This is a genomic window from Tranquillimonas alkanivorans (assembly GCF_900115595.1).
Lineage (GTDB): Bacteria > Pseudomonadota > Alphaproteobacteria > Rhodobacterales > Rhodobacteraceae > Tranquillimonas > Tranquillimonas alkanivorans.
The window spans coordinates 1-21,896 of sequence record NZ_FOXA01000024.1; the positions used below are offsets into that span (position 1 = coordinate 1).

The 21,896-nt window shown below is 68.2% G+C and carries 17 protein-coding genes; 9 read left to right on the top strand and 8 right to left on the bottom strand.

Going from position 1 to position 21,896, the window contains the following annotated elements:
• Together BM162_RS18100 and BM162_RS18105 are read right to left on the bottom strand one after the other, a co-directional pair.
• The coding region (locus tag BM162_RS18100; RefSeq protein WP_093424857.1) for an ATP-grasp domain-containing protein at positions 1-1,215 on the bottom strand (1,215 nt) is incomplete at its 3' end.
• 32 nt (positions 1,216-1,247) lie between these two features.
• Positions 1,248-4,064, bottom strand: a complete 2,817-nt coding sequence (locus BM162_RS18105; RefSeq protein WP_093424859.1) for an ATP-dependent Clp protease ATP-binding subunit — start codon at positions 4,062-4,064, stop codon at positions 1,248-1,250.
• Positions 4,065-4,351: 287 nt separating this feature from the next.
• Here BM162_RS18105 and BM162_RS18110 point away from each other — a divergent pair, with 287 nt between their 5' ends.
• The 3 genes from BM162_RS18110 (at position 4,352) to BM162_RS18120 (ending at position 9,209) form a co-directional block, all read left to right on the top strand.
• A complete protein-coding gene (locus tag BM162_RS18110; protein ID WP_093424860.1) occupies positions 4,352-5,038 on the top strand; it encodes a CBS domain-containing protein in 687 nt (228 codons plus the stop codon).
• A gap of 96 nt (positions 5,039-5,134) precedes the next feature.
• A complete protein-coding gene (gene otsB, locus BM162_RS18115) occupies positions 5,135-6,700 on the top strand; it encodes a trehalose-phosphatase (RefSeq protein ID WP_245759333.1) in 1,566 nt (521 codons plus the stop codon).
• Positions 6,693-9,209 carry a glycoside hydrolase family 65 protein gene (locus tag BM162_RS18120; RefSeq protein WP_093424862.1) on the top strand — a complete coding sequence of 839 codons (2,517 nt, stop codon included), beginning with the start codon at positions 6,693-6,695 and terminating at the stop codon, positions 9,207-9,209. The genes otsB and BM162_RS18120 overlap by 8 nt, the downstream gene beginning before the upstream one ends.
• Before the next feature lie 67 nt (positions 9,210-9,276).
• On the opposite strand, the gene BM162_RS18125 is transcribed toward BM162_RS18120, so the two are convergent.
• The 6 genes from BM162_RS18125 to BM162_RS18150 form a co-directional block, all read right to left on the bottom strand.
• On the bottom strand, positions 9,277-10,770 hold the full coding sequence (locus tag BM162_RS18125) for a carboxypeptidase M32 (RefSeq protein WP_093424863.1): 1,494 nt from the start codon (positions 10,768-10,770) through the stop codon (positions 9,277-9,279).
• A complete protein-coding gene (locus BM162_RS18130; protein WP_093424865.1) occupies positions 10,767-11,801 on the bottom strand; it encodes an ABC transporter ATP-binding protein in 1,035 nt (344 codons plus the stop codon). Before BM162_RS18130 ends, BM162_RS18125 begins: the two co-directional genes overlap by 4 nt.
• Positions 11,798-12,763, bottom strand: a complete 966-nt coding sequence (locus BM162_RS18135; RefSeq protein WP_093424866.1) for an ABC transporter ATP-binding protein — start codon at positions 12,761-12,763, stop codon at positions 11,798-11,800. The genes BM162_RS18130 and BM162_RS18135 overlap by 4 nt, the downstream gene beginning before the upstream one ends.
• Positions 12,760-13,698 (bottom strand): ABC transporter permease, encoded by a 939-nt coding sequence (locus BM162_RS18140; RefSeq protein WP_093424868.1) that lies wholly within the window; start codon positions 13,696-13,698, stop codon positions 12,760-12,762. Before BM162_RS18140 ends, BM162_RS18135 begins: the two co-directional genes overlap by 4 nt.
• Positions 13,698-14,672 (bottom strand): ABC transporter permease, encoded by a 975-nt coding sequence (locus BM162_RS18145; RefSeq protein ID WP_093424869.1) that lies wholly within the window; start codon positions 14,670-14,672, stop codon positions 13,698-13,700. Before BM162_RS18145 ends, BM162_RS18140 begins: the two co-directional genes overlap by 1 nt.
• 92 nt (positions 14,673-14,764) lie before the next feature.
• Entirely contained in the window at positions 14,765-16,339 is a 1,575-nt protein-coding gene (locus BM162_RS18150) for an ABC transporter substrate-binding protein (RefSeq protein ID WP_093424871.1), read from the bottom strand.
• A 154-nt stretch (positions 16,340-16,493) separates the two neighbouring features.
• On the opposite strand from BM162_RS18150, the gene BM162_RS18155 reads away from it, so the two are divergent.
• The 6 genes from BM162_RS18155 to BM162_RS18180 are packed head-to-tail and all read left to right on the top strand — an operon-like array spanning position 16,494 to position 21,771.
• Positions 16,494-17,495, top strand: a complete 1,002-nt coding sequence (locus BM162_RS18155) for a GntR family transcriptional regulator (RefSeq protein WP_093424872.1) — start codon at positions 16,494-16,496, stop codon at positions 17,493-17,495.
• On the top strand, positions 17,492-18,193 hold the full coding sequence (locus BM162_RS18160; RefSeq protein WP_093424874.1) for a creatininase family protein: 702 nt from the start codon (positions 17,492-17,494) through the stop codon (positions 18,191-18,193). Before BM162_RS18155 ends, BM162_RS18160 begins: the two co-directional genes overlap by 4 nt.
• On the top strand, positions 18,190-19,209 hold the full coding sequence (locus tag BM162_RS18165) for a ketopantoate reductase family protein (protein ID WP_093424875.1): 1,020 nt from the start codon (positions 18,190-18,192) through the stop codon (positions 19,207-19,209). The genes BM162_RS18160 and BM162_RS18165 overlap by 4 nt, the downstream gene beginning before the upstream one ends.
• Entirely contained in the window at positions 19,200-19,952 is a 753-nt protein-coding gene (locus BM162_RS18170; protein WP_093424877.1) for an SDR family NAD(P)-dependent oxidoreductase, read from the top strand. Before BM162_RS18165 ends, BM162_RS18170 begins: the two co-directional genes overlap by 10 nt.
• A complete protein-coding gene (locus BM162_RS18175; RefSeq protein ID WP_093424878.1) occupies positions 19,949-20,848 on the top strand; it encodes a polysaccharide deacetylase family protein in 900 nt (299 codons plus the stop codon). Before BM162_RS18170 ends, BM162_RS18175 begins: the two co-directional genes overlap by 4 nt.
• A complete protein-coding gene (locus BM162_RS18180) occupies positions 20,845-21,771 on the top strand; it encodes an isoaspartyl peptidase/L-asparaginase family protein (protein ID WP_093424880.1) in 927 nt (308 codons plus the stop codon). Before BM162_RS18175 ends, BM162_RS18180 begins: the two co-directional genes overlap by 4 nt.
• The last annotated feature ends 125 nt before the right edge of the window (positions 21,772-21,896 follow it).

The window sequence follows — 21,896 nt, forward strand, 5'->3', positions numbered from 1 at the left end:
GATTGCGCCAAGCTCATAGCTGTACTCGTCGTAGTGGTGATCTTCACCAAGCTGCATGCCTTCCTCGATATGCAGCTGGATCTCGGTGCCGGGGTACTGCTCCTCCAAGGCCTGTATCTCGGGCTTCGAGGGCGCATGGGTCACGATCTCATCGGCGGAGTGTCCGTACAACCTCGGCATGAACTTTGCCGCGTACCGGAATGCGCCTTGCCGCGCCGGGTAGTCCGGCTTCCGCCCCAGCGCCACATCGATCATCACCTCCTTGTGGGGAACGCCCTCGACCTTGTCGAAGAGCGGACTGTGGGACTTGGAGATGCGGGCGTTGATCTCGAGGAGCGCCAGGCTGTCGTCGGCGGCATGATAGAAAAACTCCATGTTGAACGGCGTGTCGTCCAGCCCAATTTGTCCCAGAACCTTGGCCGCCGAAGCGCGCAGGCGCGCCTTCACGGGGTCCGGCAGCGCCGAGGGGTACTCGTAGCGTTCGAGGCTGGAGCGGTTGGGGCCGCGGATCGAGTCGACGATGCCATAGACCTCGGCCTCGCCGTTCAGCACGTAGCCTTCCAGCGTACATTGCCGCCCGGCGGAGATGATCTCCTCGGCGATGCACTTCCAGGCTCCCGCCTCCGCAATCTCGGCGGGCAGGTCGGCGTACTCCATCAGCACGTCGAGGGGCCGGGCGAAGCGGTGGATGCCGGCACGGGTCTCGGCGAGCGCGTGCCGGTACTCGCTCACATCCTTCACCAGGAAGCCAAGAAGAGAGGAATGCGCCGTCACCGGCTTTAGCCAAAATGGGAAGCTCAGAGGCGGCGCGGCGGGATCGTCCTCAAAAGGATCGACAAGCGCGAAACGGGGCACCTGGTCGGGCAATGCCTTGGCCTGCTCAAGCCGGCTCCAGTACTTGTGCTGGCAGCGCAGGACGCTTTCGAGGCTCGGCCCCGGCAACCCGAGCTCGCGCCTCAGGATCGGGATCATCAGGATCGATGGGAAATCCCAATAGCCGACGATGGCGTCGACGGGGCCGTCGAACGCGCGCAAGACGCGCCGCCCCTCGTCGAGGAGCGCCGCCATGTCGAAGCTTTTCGCATAGGTGATTTGTTGCCGTTCGTAGAGCGTGTGGAATGCATAGCGTTCGGCATGACGAACGCTATGCAAAAGCCGCAGGTTGAACGGGTCGAGTCCAGCGACGAAGATGTTCTTTATCCGCTCTTGAGGCATGGCGCTACTTTCAGCCTCTACCGCACGCCCGATCAGGCGGCACTGTCTTCGCTCGATGTCTCTTTGCCTCCTTCGCCCGGTTTCGCGGCACCGCTTTCGAGGCTGTCGAAGGAAATTCCCCGGTCCTCGTCGGACCAGTGTGCACACACCCGGTCTCCATCCTGGATGCGGCCCGACAGCATGTCGCGGGCGAGCTTCGTCTCGAGCTCGCTCCGGATCAGGCGGCGCAGTTCGCGGGCGCCGTATTCGGGCCGGAAGCCGACATCGGCCAAGTGGTTCACCACGCTGAAATCATACTCGAGGTCCACACCCTGACCGCGCGCGGTCTTCGCGACGCGGTCGAGCTGCATCTCGACGATCTGGCGGATTTCCGACTGGTTCAATGAGTGGAAGACGATGATCTCGTCGATCCGGTTGAGGAACTCCGGCCGAAAATGGCCGCGAAGGATCTCCATCAGATCGTCCCGCTGCCGCGCCTCGTCGAAGGACTCCGTGCCACGCTTCTGCAGGTTGCGCTGGATGATGTCCGACCCGAGGTTCGAGGTGGCGATGATGACGGTGTTCGAGAAGTCCACGACACGCCCCTTGCCGTCCGTCAGCCTCCCGTCGTCGAAAACCTGCAGCAGTATGTTGTAGACATCCGTGTGCGCCTTCTCGATCTCGTCGAGCAGCACGACGGAATAGGGTCGGCGGCGCACGCGTTCGGTCAGTTGGCCGCCCTCGTCGTAGCCGACATAACCAGGCGGAGCGCCGACCAGGCGCGCCACCGTGTGGCGCTCGCCATACTCCGACATGTCGATCCGGATCATCGCGTCCTCCTCGCCGAAGATCACTTCGGCCAGCGTCTTGGCAAGCTCCGTCTTCCCGACGCCTGTCGGCCCGAGGAAGAGGAAGGTCGCCGTCGGCCCTCCGGCCTCGCGCAATCCCGCACGGGCAAGCCGCACGGCGTCCGACACCGCGCCGATCGCCTCGTCCTGTCCGATCACCCGCGCGTGCAAGCGCTCCTCCAGCTTCAGCAGCTTCTCCTTCTCCTCAGTTGTGAGTTCGCTCACCGGCACGCCCGTCAGCTTGGACACGATCTGCGCGACGTGATCCTCGCGCACTTCGGTGGTGGCCGAGGCCCGGTCGCGCTTCCAGGTTGCGAGCATCTGGTCGAGCTGCGTTTTCTTCCTCTCGTGCTCGTTCTTCAGTTCCGCCGCCCGGTCGAACTGCTTCCGGGTCGCGGCATAGTCCTGTTCCCGCTCGATCTGCCTGACCTCTGCCTCCAGTTCCTGGACATCCACGGGACGCGCGGTGGCGCTGATCTTCACGCGCGCTGCGGCCTGATCGATCACGTCGATCGCCTTGTCCGGCATGAAGCGGCCGGTGATGTAGCGGTCCGAAAGCTCGGCCGCAGCCACGATGGCCTCTTCGGTGATGGTTACCTTGTGATGGCTCTCGAGGGTGTCGCGAAGGCCATGCAGGATCATGATGGTCTGCGCGACAGTGGGCTCGTCGATGTAGACCGGCTGGAAGCGGCGCTCGAGCGCGGCGTCCTTCTCGATGTGCTTCTGATACTCGTTGAGCGTCGTCGCCCCGATCAGGTTCAACTCGCCGCGCGCCAGCGCCGGCTTGAACGTGTTGGCCACGTCGAGCCCGCCTTCGCCGCCGCCCTGCCCCGCGCCTACGATGGTGTGTACCTCGTCGATGAAGAGAAGCAGTTCGTCCTTCTGCGCCTCGATCTCGCGCAGGATCTTCTGGACCCGCTCCTCGAACTCGCCGCGATACTTCGATCCGGCGACCATCGAATTGATGTTGAGTTCGACCAGCCGCTTGTCGCGCAGGGCCTCGGGCACCTCGCCGGCGACGATGCGCTGCGCGAGCCCCTCGACGATGGCCGTCTTGCCGACGCCCGGCTCGCCAATGAGCACGGGGTTGTTCTTCTTGCGCCGCGCGAGCACCTCGATCGTCGTCTCGATCTCTCGCGCGCGGCCGATCACCGGGTCGAGCTTGCCGTCGCGGGCGAGCCTGGTGAGGTCGCGAGAATACGCGTCGAGATCGGGCGTCTGCGATGGCGTCTCGACGCGCCCCTCCTCGGCACCACGGCCGACCACCCGACCAACCTGCTGTCGCAATGCCTGCGGCGTGAGCCCGGTGCGGCGGAGGATTGAGGAGGCGAGCCCCTCGCCCTCCTCGGCAAGCCCAATCAGCAGATGCTCGGGCCCGACATAGCTGTGCCCGAACTCGTTCGATGCGATGAAGGACCGGTTCAGCGCGTCCTTGAGACGCGGACTGACGCCCATCTCGCCTTCTGGCTGCGCCTCCCCACGCCGTGCCTCCCCATCCACCTGCCGGCGCAGTTCGTCCGGGTCGACCTTCACCTGCTCCAGCACGGCACGTACGACCTCGCTGTCGACGAGCGCGTGCAGAAGATGCTCCGTATCCACCTCGCTTCGTCCGAACTCTCCCGCCGTGTTCGCCGCCTTCTGAAGCATCTCGCTGGCCTGTGCACTGAGACGCGCACCGAGGCCGCCTCCGCCTGCACTTCTCCTGGGCAGATCTGCGGAGCGAGCTTCGATGTCCTCTCCCGGCTCCTCTTCAGGCACGTCGTGCGGCGTGCCGGGACGGTCTGTCCGCTCGCTGCCGCCGCGCATCGGAGGGGCGGCGAAGGGGCGCTCGCCGAAGAACTCGTCGAGGAGCGAGCCGCGCCCGAACAGCGACTCCAGCGGCGACCGGCTCCGCGTCTGACGCGCGAGCCTCCGGTAGTCCTCGTCGCAAAGTTCCATGACCTGGCGTTCGCCGTTGACGTTCACCACGGCTCGGAAGCTCGCCGGTCGTGACTTGCAGACGTCGCAGATGCCTCGTGCCATCGTTTCGCCCCCCGATCCGAATCCGGTGAATCGAGCCTGCGCAGATGCTTTCGATCCCGCCTTGACCGGCATCAATGAGGGGCGCCGAGATGGGCGAGACCAACTTCTGAACGGTGCTGACGGGGTTCGCGCCCTTCGAAATCGAGCTGGATTGAACAACCCGCACCATCACACGTGCCTGTTGCTGTTGCGCTCCCTAATACTCCAGCATGTGCTTGCGATGGACTCGGACGGGAACGACGTGCGGGCCGACGCATGGAAGGCAACGAAATTCGGGGGAGCAAGACATGCAAGCGAGAGACGTGATGACGCGCGAGGTCGTCTCGGCGCGTCCTGACACGCCGGTGGCCGAGGTCGCCCGGCTGATGATGGCGCGCGGGATCAGTGGCGTCCCGATCGTCGACGACGGCGGGACGCTCCTCGGGCTGGTCAGCGAAGGCGACCTCCTGCGGCGGGTCGAGCCCGAGCGGTCCGGCGGCCGGTCGTGGTGGTTGAGGCTCTTCGCCGGAGAGAACGCCGAGGACTTCGTGAAGACCGAGGGCCGGCACGCGCGGGACGTGATGACGAAGGAAGTCGTGACCGCGACGCCCGACACGCACCTGGGCGAGATCGCCCGCCTGCTCGAGTCGCGCCGCATCAAGCGGGTTCCCGTCGTCGAAGGCGGCCGGCTCGTCGGGATCGTCAGCCGCGCCAACCTGCTGCACGCGGTCGCCGCCAACCCCGCGCCGGCGCCCGAAACGGCAGTGCAGGACCGTGACCTGCGGGACGCTGTCACGAAGGCGCTTGAGGACGCGCCCGGCGTGAGCGCCATGCAGATGAACGTCGTCGTCGCCGGCGGCACGGTCGACATCTGGGGTTACGTCCACACCGACGCAGAGCGCGACGCCGCCCGGGTGGCGGCCGAGAACGTGCCGGGGGTCAGGCACGTGCAACTCCATCTCGGCACCGTGCCGGCGGCCGGCTACTGGGTCTGACGCCCGACGCGCCGCGGCGTGCGGCAAGACTGCTATGAGGGACCGAGCAGGCGGCTGCCGTCGGCCGCGGTCCCGGGACCGCAATGGAGGCCGATCTTGAGCGAACCCGCTCCGAACCGTCCGGAACTTCCCCCGGCCATCGCCCGCTTCCTCGGCGATGGCCCGGCGGGACGGCGCGGGGCGATCTTCGATCTGGACGGCGTGGTCACGCGCACCGCGCGTGTGCACTTCGCGGCGTGGAAGCGCCTTTTCGACGCGTTCCTGGCGGAGCGGTGGGACGCGGCGCCTTTCACCAAGGAAGACTACCACCGCTACGTCGACGGGCTGCCGCGGTACGACGGAGTCGCGACCTTCCTGCGTGCGCGGGGGATCTATCTGCCACGCGGGACGCCCTCCGACCCGCCCGAGGCGGAGACGATCTGCGGGCTGGGCAACCGCAAGAACATCCACTTTCGCGAGGCGCTCCAGCGCGACGGCGTCGACGTCTACCGGAGCACCGTCACGCTGATCGAACGGCTGCATGCGGACGGGTTCGGCACCGCGCTCGTCTCGTCCAGTCGTAACGCCCGCGCGGTGCTGGAGGCGGCGGGGCTGACGCGCCTTTTCGATGTGATCCTCGACGGCTCGGACGCGGCGGCGGAGGGGCTCGGCGGCAAACCCGCCCCCGACATCTTCCTTGCCGCCGCCGCGCGCCTGGGTGTCGAGCCGGCGCGGGCATTCGTCGTGGAGGATGCAACGAGCGGTGTCGCGGCGGCCCGCGCGGGCGGTTTCGGTCTGGTCATGGGCGTGGACCGGGCCGGACAAGCGCGCGCGCTGCGGGAGGCGGGCGCGGACATCGTGGTGCCGGATCTCGCCGCCACCGAGGACATGCCTCGGCCCTTCCCCTCGAACCCGGACGACCTGCGGCGGCTCCTGGCAGAGCGAAGGCCGGCGGTCTTCCTCGACTATGACGGAACGCTCACGCCCATCGTGGCGCGCCCCGACCTCGCGGTGCTTTCGGACGACATGCGCCGGGCGGTACAGCGGCTCGCCGGGTTGTGCCCCGTCGCGATCGTTTCCGGACGGGACCGGGCGGACGTGGAACGCCTCGTCGGGCTCGACGGGCTGATCTACGCCGGAAGTCACGGCTTCGACATCGCCGGGCCGGACGGCCTGCGGATCGAGCACGACAAGGGCGCCGCGTTCTCCGCCGCGGTGGGGCGTGCTGCGGAGCGCCTGACAGCGGGGCTTGCCGACATCGGGGGCGCACTGGTCGAGCCCAAGCGGTTCGCCGTCGCCGTTCACTATCGTCAGGTCGCGGAAGCCGATGTTCGGAAGGTCGAGCGGGTGGTCGATGACGTGATCGCCGCCGTGCCGGAGCTGAAGAAGACCCACGGCAAGAAGGTCTTCGAGCTGCGCCCGCGCTTCGACTGGGACAAGGGCAAGGCGGTGCTGTGGCTGCTGGATGCACTCGACCTCGACCGTCCCGAGGTTCTGCCGATCTATGTCGGCGACGACGAGACGGACGAGGATGCGTTCCGTGCGCTGACGGCCCGGGGTTCGGGCATCGTCGTCGCCGATCACGACCGCCCGAGTGCGGCGCGTTACCGCCTCGAGACCGTCGAGGATGTGGGCCACCTGCTGGATGCACTGGCCGAAACACTGGAGCTGCGTGATGGCTGAGAACCCTTGGGTGCTGTCCTACGACGGGTTTGACCCTGCGGGCGAAAGCCTGCGAGAAGCGCTCTGCACGCTGGGAAACGGGTATTTCGCCACGCGCGGGGCGGCCGAGGAATCAGAGGCCGACGAGGTGCACTATCCGGGCACGTACCTTGCCGGGGGCTACAACCGGCGCGTCACGGATCTGTCCGGGCGGAGCATCGAGAACGAGGATCTGGTCAACCTGCCGAACTGGCTGCCGCTCAGCTTCCGGCCCGAGGGCGGCGACTGGCTGAACCTGCGGCGGATGGGGATCCTCGACTACCGGCAGAGGCTCGACCTGAAGCGCGGCGTGCTGGAGCGCCACCTCCGGGTGACGGACGGCGCGGGACACGTGACCGCCCTCGCCTTCCGCCGTATCGTGCACATGCGTCACCCGAACCTTGCCGCCATCGAGATGCGGATCACGCCCGAGACGTGGTCGGGCCGGGTCGAGGTCGCCTCGGCCCTCGACGGACGGGTGATCAACGCCGGGGTGGAGCGCTACCGCGAGCTCAACAGCAAGCACCTCGCCCCGCTCGAGGCGCGCGAGGCGGAGGAGCCCGACACGATGCTTCTGGTTGCCGAAACGAACCAGTCGCACATCCGCATCGCGCAGGCGGCCCGCACCCGTGTCTATCGCGACGGGGCCGAGCCCGCCGTTGAACGGGTCACGGATGTGGAGGACGATCACGTGGCCCAGACCCTCACGCTCGAGCTTCAGCGCGGAGAGACGCTGAGCGTGGAGAAGACCGTCGCGCTTTTCACCTCGCGCGACCGGGGCATCTCGGAACCCGCGCAGGCCGCGCTCCGGGCCACGCGCGAGGCCGGGCGGTTCGAGGACCTGCTGGCCACCCACGTCCAGGCCTGGCAGCTTTTGTGGGACCGGGGCGACATCGTCGTGGACCGCCACCCGCGCACCCAGATGATCCTGCGGCTGCACGTGTTCCACCTGCTGCAGACCGTGTCGCCCAACACCATCGACCAGGACGCGGGCGTGCCCGCGCGCGGGCTGCACGGCGAGGCCTATCGCGGGCACATCTTCTGGGACGAGCTGTTCATCCTGCCGTATCTCGACTTCCACTTCCCCGAGATCGCGCGCAGCCTTCTGCTCTATCGCTACCGCCGCCTGCCCGACGCCCGCCGCCTCGCGCGCGAGGCCGGGCTGGCGGGCGCGAAGTTTCCCTGGCAGAGCGGGTCGAGCGGGCGGGAGGAGAGCCAGGTGCTCCACCTAAACCCGCGCTCGGGGCGCTGGACGCCGGACAACTCGCACATCCAGCGCCACGTGGGTGCCGCCATCGCGCTGAACGTCTGGCGCTACTGGCAATCGACCTGCGACCGCGACTTCCTGGGCCAGTACGGCGCCGAGATGCTGATCGAGATCGCCCGCTTCTGGGCGAGCCTGGCGAAGTGGAACGACGCCACCGGCCGCTACGACATCCGCGGCGTCATGGGCCCCGACGAGTTCCACGACGCCTATCCCTGGTCCGACGTGCCCGGCCTCGACAACAACGCCTATACCAACGTGCTCGCCGCCTGGGTGCTCCGGCGTGCGGGAGAGGTGCTGGGTCACGTCGAGCCGGTGCGCAGGAAGGAGCTCGAGCGCCTGCTCGCCCTCGAACCCGAAGAGGTGGCGGGGTGGGGTCGCATCGCCGGCAAGCTGACGCTGCCCTTCATCGACGGCGGCATCATCGCGCAGTTCGAAGGCTATGACCGGCTGGAAGAGCTGGACTGGGACGGCTACCGCGCGAAATACGGCGACATTCACCGCCTCGACCGCATCCTCGAGGCCGAGGGCGACAGCGTGAACCGCTACAAGGCGTCCAAGCAGGCCGACGTGCTGATGCTGTTCTACCTGTTCTCGTCGGCCGAGCTGCGCGACCTGATCACGGGCATGGGATACGACTTCGACCCGCAGGTGATCCCGCGGACGGTGGATTATTACCTCGCGCGGACATCGCACGGCTCGACGCTCAGCCGGGTGGTGCATTCGTGGGTGCTGGCCCGCAGCGACCGCGCGCGGTCGTGGGAGCTGCTGAAGGGGGCGCTGGAAAGCGACATCTCGGACATCCAGGGCGGGACCACGGCCGAGGGCATCCACCTGGGCGCCATGGCCGGCACGGTGGACCTGGTGCAGCGCGGGCAGACGGGGCTGGAGTTCTACGACGACACGCTCGCGCTCAGCCCATGCCTGCCGCAAGAGCTTCAGGGGCTCCACCTCGGCCTCATGCACCGCGGCCACTGGCTGCGGCTCGACATAAGCTGCGACGAGGTGCGGGTGGCGGTTCCGGTGGGGTGGCCGGGGCCGCACCGCATCCGCGTGCGCAACGAGGTTCACGACCTGGCGGCCGGAGAGGAACTGCGCTTCCCCTGCCAGCTTCACGGCGGCGGATGGCGCCCGGCGCCCGAGGCTTCGCCTCCCGATACGGCCGTTACGACCGAACCAGAGCGAGGGAAGCGCAGTGCGGGCGGCACGCCGACTGGATCATCGTGATGTACGAGGTGCAGGTGCCCCAGCGGGCGGTGTCCCTCTGAAGCCGTGCAGGCGGGCAGCGTAGAACTTATCCGCCGAACTTTCCGCGCAGGTAGGTCAGGTAGTCCCCCACATCGTTCGGCTCTTGCCCGACTGAGCGCAGGATATCGGCGCGCGACCGCGACCGGCCGTGCCGCCAGACAAGGTCGTGCAACGTCTCGCGCAGCGGGCCGGTCTCGCCGTGATCGAGGGCGGTGCGGACGTCCGGGCGCGCGCTGTCGAGGTGGGCCATCAACTGCGCCGCGGTGGCGTTGCCGATCGTGTAGGTCGGGAACGAGCCGATGTAGCCGTGCGACCAGTGCACGTCCTGCAGGCAGCCCAGCCCGTCGTGGGGCACCTCGAGCCCCAGATCCTCGCGCATCGCCGCGTTCCACGCCTCGGGCACGTCGTCCACCGAAAGCGAGCCGTCCATCAGCGCCATCTCGATGCGCACGCGCAGCATGATGTGCAGGTCGTATGTCAGCTCGTCCGCCTCGACCCGGATCAGCCCCGGCTCGACGCGGTTGACGGCGGCAACGAACTCGTCCTCGCTCACGTCGCCCAGCTGCTCAGGGAAGGTATCGCGCAGGCGGCTGAAGTGCCGGGCCCAGAAGGCCGGCGAGCGGCCCACGTGGTTTTCCAGCAGGCGCGACTGGCTTTCATGCATCCCGAAGCTGGTGCCGCCGACGGCGTAGAGGCCAATCATGTCGGTGGCGTGCGCGGTGCGGGTGAAGGCCGGGTCGACGCCCATCTCGTAAAGCGCGTGGCCGGTTTCGTGGATCGTGCCGAAAATCGACATCGGCAGGTAGCCCGGGTTCCAGCGCGAGGTGATGCGCACGTCTTGCCGGGTAAAGCTTATCTCGAACGGATGCACCGCCGTGTCCAGCCGACCGCGCGTCGTGTCGTAGCCGAGCGACTCGGCAGTGTCGCGGCAGAAGGCCTGCTGCGCCTCCACGGGGTAGTCGCGGTACAGGAAGTCCGTGCGCGGCTTCGGCTTTCCGAGCGCGGTGTCCAGGATCGGCTTGAGGCCCGCGCGCAGCGTCTCGAAGAAGGTCGAGAGCGAGGCGGCGGTCTCTCCCGGCTCGAACACCTGCGCCATGGGATCATAGGGGTGGCCGTCGTGGCCGAGCGCCTCGGCCTCCTGCCGGGCGAGGCCCACGATCTCCTCCAGGTGCGGACGGAACAGGGCGAAGTCCCCTTTCGCCCGCGCCTCGGCCCAGGCGGCGCCCGCGACGGCGGACTTCTCGGCCTGCCGGCGCAGCAGGTCGGCCGGGATGCGCGCATGGTGATCACGCGCCTCCAGCACTGCCTGCGCGGCGCGGCGGGTCACGTCGTCGGCGGCGGTGTGCAGAACCGTTTGGGCCGCGTCCTCCATCCCCGGATCCAGGATCATCTCGCGCGCCAGCCCCTTGAGCGTGGCGATCTGGTGGCCGCGCGTCTCGGCCCCGCCCGGCGGCATCATCACCCGCGCGTCCCATTGCAGCGCGTTCACGGTACAGAGCACGTCGTTCAGCCGCGCGACGCGGGTGTGCAGGTCGCTCATGCCGCCACCTCCCTTGGGGTTTCTTCCGAACCGGTGCCTCCGTCGTGCAGGTGGCAGGCGACCGAGCGTCCCTGAGGGGACGGCTTCAGCCTCGGCACCTCCGCCCTGCAGCGCGGGCCCGCGAACGGGCAGCGCGGATGGAAGGCACAGCCCGGGGGCGGGTCGATGGGCGACGGGATCTCGCCCTTGATCGGCTTGAACGCCGCGCGTCCGGTGCCGAGCGTGGGAACCGAGGCGAAGAGCGCCTCGGTATAGGGGTGCATGGGGCGCGCATAGAGTTCCTCGGCCGTGGCCAGCTCGACCACGCGCCCGAGATACATGATGGCCACCCGGTCGCAGACGTGGCGCACGACGGACAGATCGTGGCTGATGAACAGCGCGGTCAGGTCCAGCTCGCGTCGCAGATCCATGAACAGGTTGAGCACCTGCGCCTGGATCGAAACGTCGAGCGAGGCCACCGCCTCGTCCAGCACCAGAAGCTCGGGCTCCATCGCCAGCGCGCGGGCGATGGCGATGCGCTGACGCTGCCCGCCGGAGAACTGGTGCGGCAGCCGGTTGGCATAAGCCCCTTCGAGCCCGACCTGTCGCAGCAGTTGCCGCACGCGCTGGCGCGCCTCCTCGCCCGTCATCAGGCCATGCAGGCGCGGCCCCTCGGCGATGGTCTCGCCGACCTTCATGCGGGGGTTGAGGCTGGCGAACGGGTCCTGGTGGATCATCTGGACGCGCGTAGTCAGTTTCTGGACGTTGCCGTCCGGCCCCTGGGCCACCGGCTTCCCGTCCAGCTTAACCTCGCCGTCCGTCGGGGCGTAGATGCCCGACACGATGCGGCCCAGCGTGGACTTGCCGCAGCCGCTTTCGCCCACGATGCCCATCACCTCGCCCCGCGGGACGTCGAGCGACACGTCGGTGAGCGCATGGACGGTGACGGCGGAGTCGGTGCCGGTCAGCCGGTCGAGCCCGCGAGTCAGCAGCCCCGGCCTGCGCGAGAACCGCTTCGACACGGCGTCGATCTGCAAAAGGGGCTCGGTCATGTCGTCTCCAGCGGGTGGTGGCACAGGACGTGGCGGCCGTCGGTGTCCAGGCGCGGCGGCTCGGTCGCGCAGATGTCGGTCGCGCGCGGGCAACGCGGGCGGAACGGGCAGCCGGTCGGCAGGTTCAGAAGTTGCGGCGTCGATCCGGGGATCTGCGGCAGCTTGCGCCCGGGTTCGTGCAGGCTGGGCACCGACTCGATGAGGCCCTTGGTATAGGGATGCCGCGGCGCGGTGATCACCTGCTCGGAGGTGCCGCTTTCGACGATGCGGCCTGCGTACATCACGCAGATGTCGTCGGCCAGCGAAGAGACCACGGCGAGATCGTGCGTGACCCAGACGATCGCGGTCCCGGTCTCGTCCGCCAGCCGGCGCACCTCGGCCAGGATCTGGCCCTGGATCGACACGTCGAGCGCGGTGGTCGGTTCGTCCGCGATGATGACGGCGGGACGGTGCAGCAGCGCGGTCGCGATGGCGACGCGCTGGCGCATGCCGCCCGAAAGCTGGTGCGGATATGCCTTCAGCCGCTCGGCCGGTGCCGGGATGCCGACGATCTCGAGCGCCTCCCGCGCCCGGTCCCAGGCGGCGCGCTTCGACATCTTCTCGTGCACGCGCACCGCCATCGACATCTGGTCGCCCACCCGCAGTACCGGATTCAGCGTCATCATCGGGTCCTGGAACACCATCGAGACCTTGCGCCCCCGCATGCGGCGCATCTGGTCGGGCTTGAGGGCCCGCAGATCCTGCCCCTCGACCAGCACCGAGCCGCCGGTCACGCGGCCCGGCTCCTCGATCAGGCCGAGGATGGAAAAGCCGGTAACGCTCTTGCCCGAGCCGCTTTCGCCGACAAGCCCCATGATCCGGCCCGGCGCGACCGAGAAGCTGACGTCGTTGACGGCGGTGACGGGTCCCGCGCGGGTTTCAAAGCGGGTGGTCAGGCCCCGGACCTCCAGCGCGCCGGTCATCGGCTGCGCCTCGGGTCGAGGACGGTGCGGACCTGGTCGCCGACCAGGTTGATCGCGACGACGGTGATCATCAGGAAAATCCCCGGGTAGATCGACAGCCAGTAGCGGTCGGTGTGGATGTACTTGAAGCCGTTCGAGATCATCGAGCCCAGCGACGGCTCGGTCAGCGGCAGGCCGACGCCCAGGAACGACAGCGTCGCCTCGAGCGCGATGGCGCTCGCGACCTGCACCGTGGCTACCACGATCAGCGGCGGCATGACGTTCGGCAGCAGGTGCCGGAACAGCACCCGGCGGGTGGGCAGCGGAGTGGACCGCGCGGCCTCGATATAGTCCTTGCCGCGTTCGACGGTCGCGGCCCCGTGGGTGGTCCGTGCGAAATAGGCGTACTGCGCCACGACCAGCGCCAGCACGATCTGCCCGATCCCCTGCCCCAGCACGGCCACCAGGACCAGCGCCAGCAGGATGGCGGGCATCGACAGCTGAAGATCGACGATCCGCATAAGCAGCGCCTCGATCCGGCCGCCGAAATAGGCTGCGGTCAGGCCGACGCATATCCCAATCGTCAGGGCCAGCGCCCCGGCCGAGAGTCCGATCACGAAGCTCGTGCGCAGGCCGTAGAAGATCGCCGACAGCATGTCGCGCCCGGCATTGTCGGTTCCCAGCACGTGGACGTAGCCGCCCGAGCCGACGGTGCCGGGCCCGAGGAACGCGTCCATCCAGTCCAGGGCGGCCATGTCATAGGGGTCCTGCGGCGATACCAGCGGGGCGCCGAAGGACACGAACAGCAGCACCACGATCACCGCGAGAGAGACGACGGCGACGGGCGAGCGGCGGTAGTCGGACCAGAAGTTGCGCAGCCGCGTCGCCCGCGTCTCGGCCGGCGCGGCCGAGGGCACGGCCAGCGTGCCGCCGGTGGTGGTGGCGGTATCGGACATCAGGCGCCTCCCTTCAGGCGGACGCGCGGATCGAGGCGCGCATAGATCAGGTCGACGGTCAGGTTGATGAGCACGAACAGGATCACGACCATGATCAGGTAGGAGACCATGACCGGGCGATCGAGCTGGAGGATCGAGTCGATGATCAGCTTGCCCACGCCGGGCCAGTTGAACACGCTCTCGGTCACCACGGCGAAGGCCAGCGTCGAGCCAAGCTCGAGCCCGAAGACCGTCACGATAGGAATCGAGATGTTGCGCAGGATGTGGCGGAACACGATCTGCCGGTCGGGCAGACCTTGCGCGCGCGCGAACTTGACGTAGTCGGTGCTCATCGCCTCGACCATCCCGGCGCGGGTCAGGCGGATCAGCAGGCCCATCTTGAACAGCGATAGGTTGATCGCGGGCATGATCACGTGGCTCCAGCCGTCCGCCGTCGCGAGCGAGGTGTGCAGCCCCAGGACCTCGCCCACGTCGCCGCGGCCGCCCGAGGGCAGCCAGCCCAGGTTCACGGCGAAGGCCATGATCAGCAGCATCCCGATCCAGAACGTCGGCACCGAGAAGCCCAGCACCGACAGCGCCATGATCGCCTTGGCCCCGATGCTGTCGGGGCGGTAGCCCGCATAGAGGCCGGCGGGAATGCCGACGACGCCGGCGATGGTCACGGACACCAGCACCAGCTCGACCGTCGCGGGAAGCCGCGAGAAGACAAGGTCGACGACCGGGATGTTATAGACCATCGAGGTGCCGAGGTCGCCCTCGGCCACGTTCGCCAGGAAGACGAAGTATTGCTGCCAGAGCGGCTGATCCAGGCCGTACTGCTCGATGAGCTTCGCGCGGATCTCCTGTGTAGCGCCGGGGTCGATCATGACGTCGATCGGATTGCCGATGGCATAGACGCCGACGAAGACGATCACCGACATCGCGAAGACGACGGCGACGGCCTGCGCGAGCCGTCTGACCAGATATCCGAGCATTGAGGGGCCTCGCTTGGGCTGGCGGCGCCCGCCCGAAGGGGCAGGCGCCTGTGCAGGATGGGCCGTCCGTCGCGGGACGGCCCGCGGTCAGGTCACTCGCCGGCCGGCTCGATGGCGTAGGCGCGGGTTTCCTGGTCGACGCGCGGCTGGAAGTCGAGCGTGTCGGCGTCGGCGGCCCAGACGGTCTGCAGGATGACCGTCGGGATCAGCGCCCGGTCGTCCATCGCGATGAACGACGCTTGCTCGTAAAGCTCGCGGCGTGCCTCGGCATCCAGCGTCTGGGTGCCTTCACCGAAGACCTTGTCGAACTCGGGGCTCGAGTACCCGGTGCGGTTGAAGTTGCCGAAGCCCTTCTCGGCGTCCTTCGAGTGGGTCAGCGCGCCGTAGGTATAGGCCGCTTCACCGGTCAGGGTGCCCCAGGCCGACATCGTCATCGTGTATTCTTCGCGCGCTGCGGCGGGGAAGAAGACGGTGCCGTTGAGCGCCTGCGCGTTCACGTCGAGGCCCAGGCGGGACCACATCTGCGCCAGCGCCTCGCACACAACGGCGTCGCCGGGCACGCGGTTGTTGGTGCAGGTGAAGTCGATCTCGAAGCCGTCGGGATAGCCGGCCTCGGCCAGCAGTTCCTTGGCCTGCTCGATGTCGTACTCGCGCTTGCCCAGCTCGTCGGTGTAGCCGAAGAAGCCCTCTGGCATCAGCTGCGTCGCCGGGGTGCCGAGCCCTTCGAGCACGACGTCGACCAGCACGTCGCGGTTGATGGCCAGGTCGAGCGCCTTGCGCACGCGCAGGTCCTGAAGCGGGTTGCCGTCGACAGGCTCGCCGTCGATGGTGATCGGCTGCGGCTCCTCGTCCTTCACCGACGGCGCGATGTTGAGGATGTAGACCGAGTCCGACACGAACGTCTCGATGTCGCTGTCGTTCTGCATCGCAAGGTAATCCGAGGCGGGGACATAGTTGATCAGGTCCACCTGGCCCGACCGCAGCGCCGCGACGCGGGCGGCGTCGTCGGGGATCTCCTTGCGCACCACGCGCTCCCATTCCGGCTGCTCGCCCCAGTATCCGTCGAAGCGTTCGAGCACGAGGTCGCCCTTGGGCTGCCACGAAACGAATTCATAGGGGCCGGTGCCGATGGCCTTCTCGCCCGCGTTGAATTCCTCGTTGCCGGCTTCCATGCCGGTTTCCGAGGGAACGACGAACAGGCGGGTGAAGTCGTTCGGCAGCGCCGGGGCGATGCCCTTGGTGTGCACGCGCAGGGTGTAGTCGTCGATCACTTCCACCGAGTCCACGTACTTGGTGTAGAGCGTCATCGACATCGGGCCGGTCACGTCGGGGATACGCTCGATCGAGAACTTGGCGTCCTCGGCGGTGAAGTCGCTGCCGTCGTGGAATTTCACGCCCTCGCGCAGCTTGAAGTCCCACGTCGTCTCGTCGACCGGCTCCCAGCTGACGGCGAGGCCGGGCTGAAGCTGCAGGTTCTCGTCCACGTCGACCAGGGTGTCGAAGATGTGGCGCAGCGCTTCGGCCTGGCTGCCGAGCGTCGACCAGTGCGGATCGATGGAGTCCGGTCCGGCGCGAAGGCCGATGACAAGCTCCTGTGCCATCGCCGCCGGCGCGGCGGCGACAAGCGCCACGGCGGCGACAGCCGTTCTGAGTGTCGTTCTGGTCATGGACGGAAACTCCCTGTGTTACATTATGTAGAAACATTAGGTCGGCGATTTCCGAGCGGTCAAGACATTTTCGTTACACCTATCGCGTAGCAGCGGGAATATTCTTCCATATATTGTGCTTGGCAGGCCAAGTGTTTTGCGACATTGTCACATCATGAGCGAAAAACAGGCGGAACTCGAACAGGCGGTAGAGCGCATCGCCGGGGCCATCGACCGGGCGTCGTCGGTGTCGTTGTCGGTCCAGTTGCGCGGTGCGCTCGAATTCGGAATCGCTTCGGGCGAGTTGCCTGCCGGCGCGCGGCTGCCCTCGGTACGCGCACTCGCGGGGCGGCTGAAGATCTCGCCCGTCACCGTCAGCCACGTGTATTCCGCGCTGCAGGAAGCAGGCCACATCGAGGGGCGCGTCGGCAACGGGACCTTCGTGAGCAGCAGCGCCGCCAGCGCCCCGGCGCCGAAGCTGCGCGAACTGGAGGACCGTATCGCGGAACTGGTGACCCTGGGCCGGGAATGCGGCCTGAGCCCCGCCGAACTGGCGATGCGCGTGTCGATGAGCACCGCGCAAAAGCGCCGAAACGTCCGGATCCTGATGGTGGGCAACTTCCACGACGCGACCGAGTCCTACGCCGCGGAGTTGCGCCCCCACCTGCGCCAGCACGACACGCTGGCGGCCGCCACGCTGAGCGAGGTTGCCGAGGCCCCGCCGCGCGACGTGGACCTGATCGTCGCGCCCCGCACGCTGCTCCCGCGCCTGCGCGAGCTGTGTCCCGGCACCGCCATCGCCGGCCTGACGCTCATCCCGAACGAGGCGACGCGCGTGGCGCTCGCCTCGATCCCGCCGGACGCGCGGGTGGTGGCGTACTCCTATTTCCCCGGCTTCGTCGCCATCATGAAGACCGGCATCCAGCGCTTCGCCCCGCACGTGGCCGACCTGACGATGATCGTGCGCGACGAGCCCGGCACCGACGCCGCGATCGCGCGGGCCGACGTGCTGATCTACGCCACCGGCTCCGAATACCTGACCGAGGGTCTGCGCCCCGATCAGACAGCGTGCGAATATCGCCACACCCCGGATGTTCAAGCCGTTCGCAGCGAACTTCTGCCTGCGATCGAGACCTGCCGCACCCGACTTGCTGACACGAAGGAACCCGCGACGTGAGGATTACCGATAGTAACTGGTTCGAGATCGAGGAGTACCTCAGGACCGACGACCGCTGCGTGCTGCCGCTGGGCAGTACCGAACAGCACGCCTATCTCAGCCTCTCGGTCGACTCGATCCTGTCCGAGAAGGTTGGCGCGGACGCTGCCGAACCGCTGGGCGTGCCGGTGTTTCCGGCGGTGCCCTACGGGCTGACGCCGTACTTCATGGGCTTCCCCGGCTCCGTCACGCTGAAGCTTTCGACCTATGCCGCGCTGGTGCGCGACATCCTCGACAGCCTCTACGCCACCGGCTTCCGCCGGGTGCTGATCGTCAACGGCCACGGTGGCAACAGCCCGGTGCAGCCGGTAACGATGGAGTGGATGGAGGCCAATCCGGGCGCCCGCTGCCGCTTCCACGACTGGTGGCGCGCGCCGAAGACCTGGGCCTGCGTGCAAGAGATCGACCCGGTCGCCAGCCATGCCAGCTGGATGGAGAACTTCCCTTGGACGCGCCTGCCCGGCCGCGATCTGCCGGACGAACAGAAACCCTTCGTGCCCTTCGACAAGCTGCGCGACCGCAACGCCGCCGCCGTGCGCGAGCTGATCGGCGACGGGAACTACGGCGGCGTCTACCAGAAGCCCGACGCCGACACCGACCGGCTCTGGTCCACCGCCGTCGAGGAAACGCGCGAGCTGCTCGAAGGCGACTGGGCATGAGCGAGCGCCCGATCCTGATCTGGGGCGCGGGCGCCATCGGCGGCGTGCTCGGCGCATACTTCGCCCGCGCCGGCCACGCCGTGCACATGGTCGACATCGTGCCCGAACACGTCGAGGCGATGCGCACCGGCGGCCTGCGGATCGAGGGCCCGGTCGAGGAGTTCACCCAGGTCCTGCCGGCCAGTGTACCGGCAGAGCTGGACGGCCAGTACGACCGCGTGTTCCTGGCCGTGAAGGCCCACCATACCGAGCGCGCGCTTGATATGCTTATCCCGCACCTCGCGCCCGGCGGCTACGTCGTCTCGGCGCAGAACGGGCTGAACGAGCGCACCATCGCCGCCCGCATGGGCGCGGACAACACCGTCGGCTGCTTCGTCAACTTCGGCGCCGACTGGCTGGAGCCGGGCCGCATCCTTTACGGCAACCGCGCGGCGGTGGCGGTGGGCGAACTCGACGGCCGGATGACGGACCGGGTGGCCGAGGTGCACGCCCTGCTGTCGCTGGTCGAGCCGGACGCCGTCGCGACCGACAACATCTGGGGCTACCTCTGGGGCAAGATGGGGTATGGCGCGCTCTTGTTCTGCACGGCACTGACGCCCGATTCCATGTCCGACGCCATGGCGCGGCCCGAGCACCGGGCGGTTTACCGGACGCTGGGGCACGAGGTGATGCGCCTCGCCGCCGCGCAGGATGTGCAACCTCTGGGATTTAACGGGTTTGACCCCGCGGCATTCCGGGCCGCCGACGAACCCGGGATGGACGCCTCGCTCGAACTGATGGTGGCGCACAACCGCAAGACGGCCAAGACGCATTCGGGCATCTGGCGCGACCTCGCCGTGCGCAAGCGCAAGACCGAGGTGGACGCGCAGATTGGCGTGATGGTCGAACTCGGGCGCGAGCTGGGCGTGGAGACGCCGACGCTCGCCCGCATGGTCGAGCTGATCCACGATATCGAGGAAGGGCGGCGCGAGCAGTCGAGGGACCTTGTCGACCTGATGGTGCCGCTATGCGCCTGAGGTTCGACGGACAGGTCTACGCCGTCACCGGTGCGGCGCAGGGCATTGGCGCGTCCATCGCGCGTGCGCTAAGCGAGGCCGGCGCGACCGTTGCGGCCATCGACGTCGACGCGGACGGCATGGCGCCGCTGCGATCAAAGGGCATCACCTGCCACGCCGCCGATCTTGGCACCCGCGACGGCGCGCATGCCGCCATCGCCGAGGTGCTGGAGCGGCATGGCCGGATAGACGGTCTGGTGACCTCCGCCGGTGGCGTGCGCGGACAGGTGGGCCGCCCGGTCGAGGAGATCGGCGAGGACGACTGGCGCGCGATCTTCCAGGCGAACGTGGACGCCGCCATGTGGTGCGCGCAGGCCGTCGCGCCGGGGATGAAGGCGCACGGGTCGGGGCGGATCGTGACGATTTCCTCGGGCGCGGGGCTGCGGCCCAGCCTGACGGGCATACAGGCCTATGCCTCGGCCAAGCATGCGCTGGTGGGTCTAACCAAGCAGCTGGCGCTCGAACTCGGGCCGTACGGGGTCACGGTGAACTCGGTCGCGCCGGGTTTCGTGCTGTCGAACCCCTCGACCGAGAAGCAGTGGCAGGCGTTCGGCGAAGAACGCCAGAACGCCGTGGTGCAGAACATCCACATGCGCCGGCTGGGCCGGGCCGAGGACATCGCCGACGCGGTCGTCTTCCTGGCCTCCGACCGCGCGGGCTGGATCAGCGGGCAGATCCTGTCCGTCGACGGAGGACACGCATGAGCGACCCGTGGGAGTGGGACGAGGGCACCTGGCGGGGCCTCGTCGAGCAGGTGCGCGCGGGCCGCAGCCTGTTGCCCGACCGCTGGCCGAACGGCGCGCGCTGCGCCGTCGCGCTGAGCTTCGACAGCGACCACGAGACGAACGAGCTACGCGACGGCGCGACGTCCATCGCGCGGCTTGGCTGGGGCGAATACGGCAGCCGCCGCGGCATCCCGCGCATCCGCAAGGTGCTGGACCGCTTCGGCGCCAAGGCGAGCTTCTTCGTCCCGGCCGTTTCGGCGCTTCTGCACCCCGAGGAGCAGCGCTCGCTGGCCAACGACGGGCACGAGATCGGGCTGCACGGCTGGATACACGAACGCAACACGCAGGTGCCGGCGCAGGCCGAGCGGAACCTGATGCTCCGCGCCGCCGATACGTTGGAGCAGATCGCGGGCGTTCGCCCGGTGGGGATGCGCACGCCGTCGTGGGACTATAGCGGCGCGACGCTGAAGATCGCGCGCGAGATGGGCCTGCTGTACGACAGCTCGTTGTTCTCGGACGACGACCCCTATGAGATCCTCGACCACGGTGAAGAGACAGGGATCGTCGAGCTTCCGGTCGAATGGATTCGCGACGACGCAGTCTACTTCATGATGAACCGCTTCGGCGCGCAGCGGCCCTATACGCCGCCCACTGACGTGCTCGACATCTTCCGCCGCGAATTTGACGGGGCGCGTGAGGAAGGCGGGCTGTTCCTGCTGACCATGCATCCGCACATCACCGGTTACCGCTCGCGGATCTTCATCCTTGAGGAACTGCTCGACCACATAACCGCGACCGGCGATTGCTGGATCGCGACCCATGCCGACATCGCCCGCTACTGCGCCGAGCAGGCCGGGCTGAAAGGACCGCGATGACCTATTCCCTCGCCATCCACGGCGGCGCCGGGACCATCCTGAAATCGACGATGACGCCCGAGAAGGAAGCCGCCTATCACGCCGGCCTGCGCCGCGCGCTCGACGCGGGCGAGGCGGTGCTGCGCGACGGCGGTGCGGCGCTTGACGCCGTGACCGCGGCAGTCTGTGCGCTGGAGGACGAGCCGCTGTTCAACGCCGGGCGCGGTGCCGTCTACACCTCGGAAGGCAAGCAGGAGATGGACGCCGCCATGATGGACGGCCGCGACCGCCGCGCCGGCGCCGTCGCCGGCATCTTCGGGCCCCGCAACCCCGTCCGCGCAGCCCGCGCGGTGATGGAGCGGACTGAACACGTCTGCCTGGTCGGCCCGAACGCGCTGGCGGTCGCGCGCGACGCCGGACTGCCGTTCGAGGACGCGGACTACTTCTTCACCCAGGCCCGCTGGGACACCCTGCAAGAGACGCTTCGGATGCGCGAGGCGGGCGAGGTGGACGACGACCCCGCACGCAAGCACGGCACCGTCGGCGCGGTGGCGCGGGACTTTCGAGGCAATCTCGCCGCCGCGACCTCGACCGGCGGGATGACCGCCAAGGCGCCCGGCCGCGTGGGCGACACGCCCGTGATCGGCGCGGGCACTTATGCCGACAACGCGACCTGCGCCGTCTCGGGCACCGGCCACGGCGAGATCTTCATCCGCTGGACCGCCGGCGCGGAGATCGCTGCGCGCATGCGATACGCCAGCGAGACGCTGGAGGCGGCGGCGCGCCACGTGGTGATGAACGACCTCGCGCCCAACGACGGCTCGGGCGGCGTCATCGCGGTGGACGCCGAAGGCAACATCGCCCTGCCCTTCAACTGTGAAGGCATGTATCGCGGGTTTGTCCGTGCCGGTGAGACACCGGTAACGAAAATCTACGAGGAGTGACGCGACGCGCGGCGCCGGGTTGGCACTGACATTGAGGGCCCTGCCAGATCTGGGAGATCGGGGCCTGCGGTGGCAATGCCTGACAGAGCCGTCCGGTGCGTCTGGCGTTCTGCGCCTACAGCGTC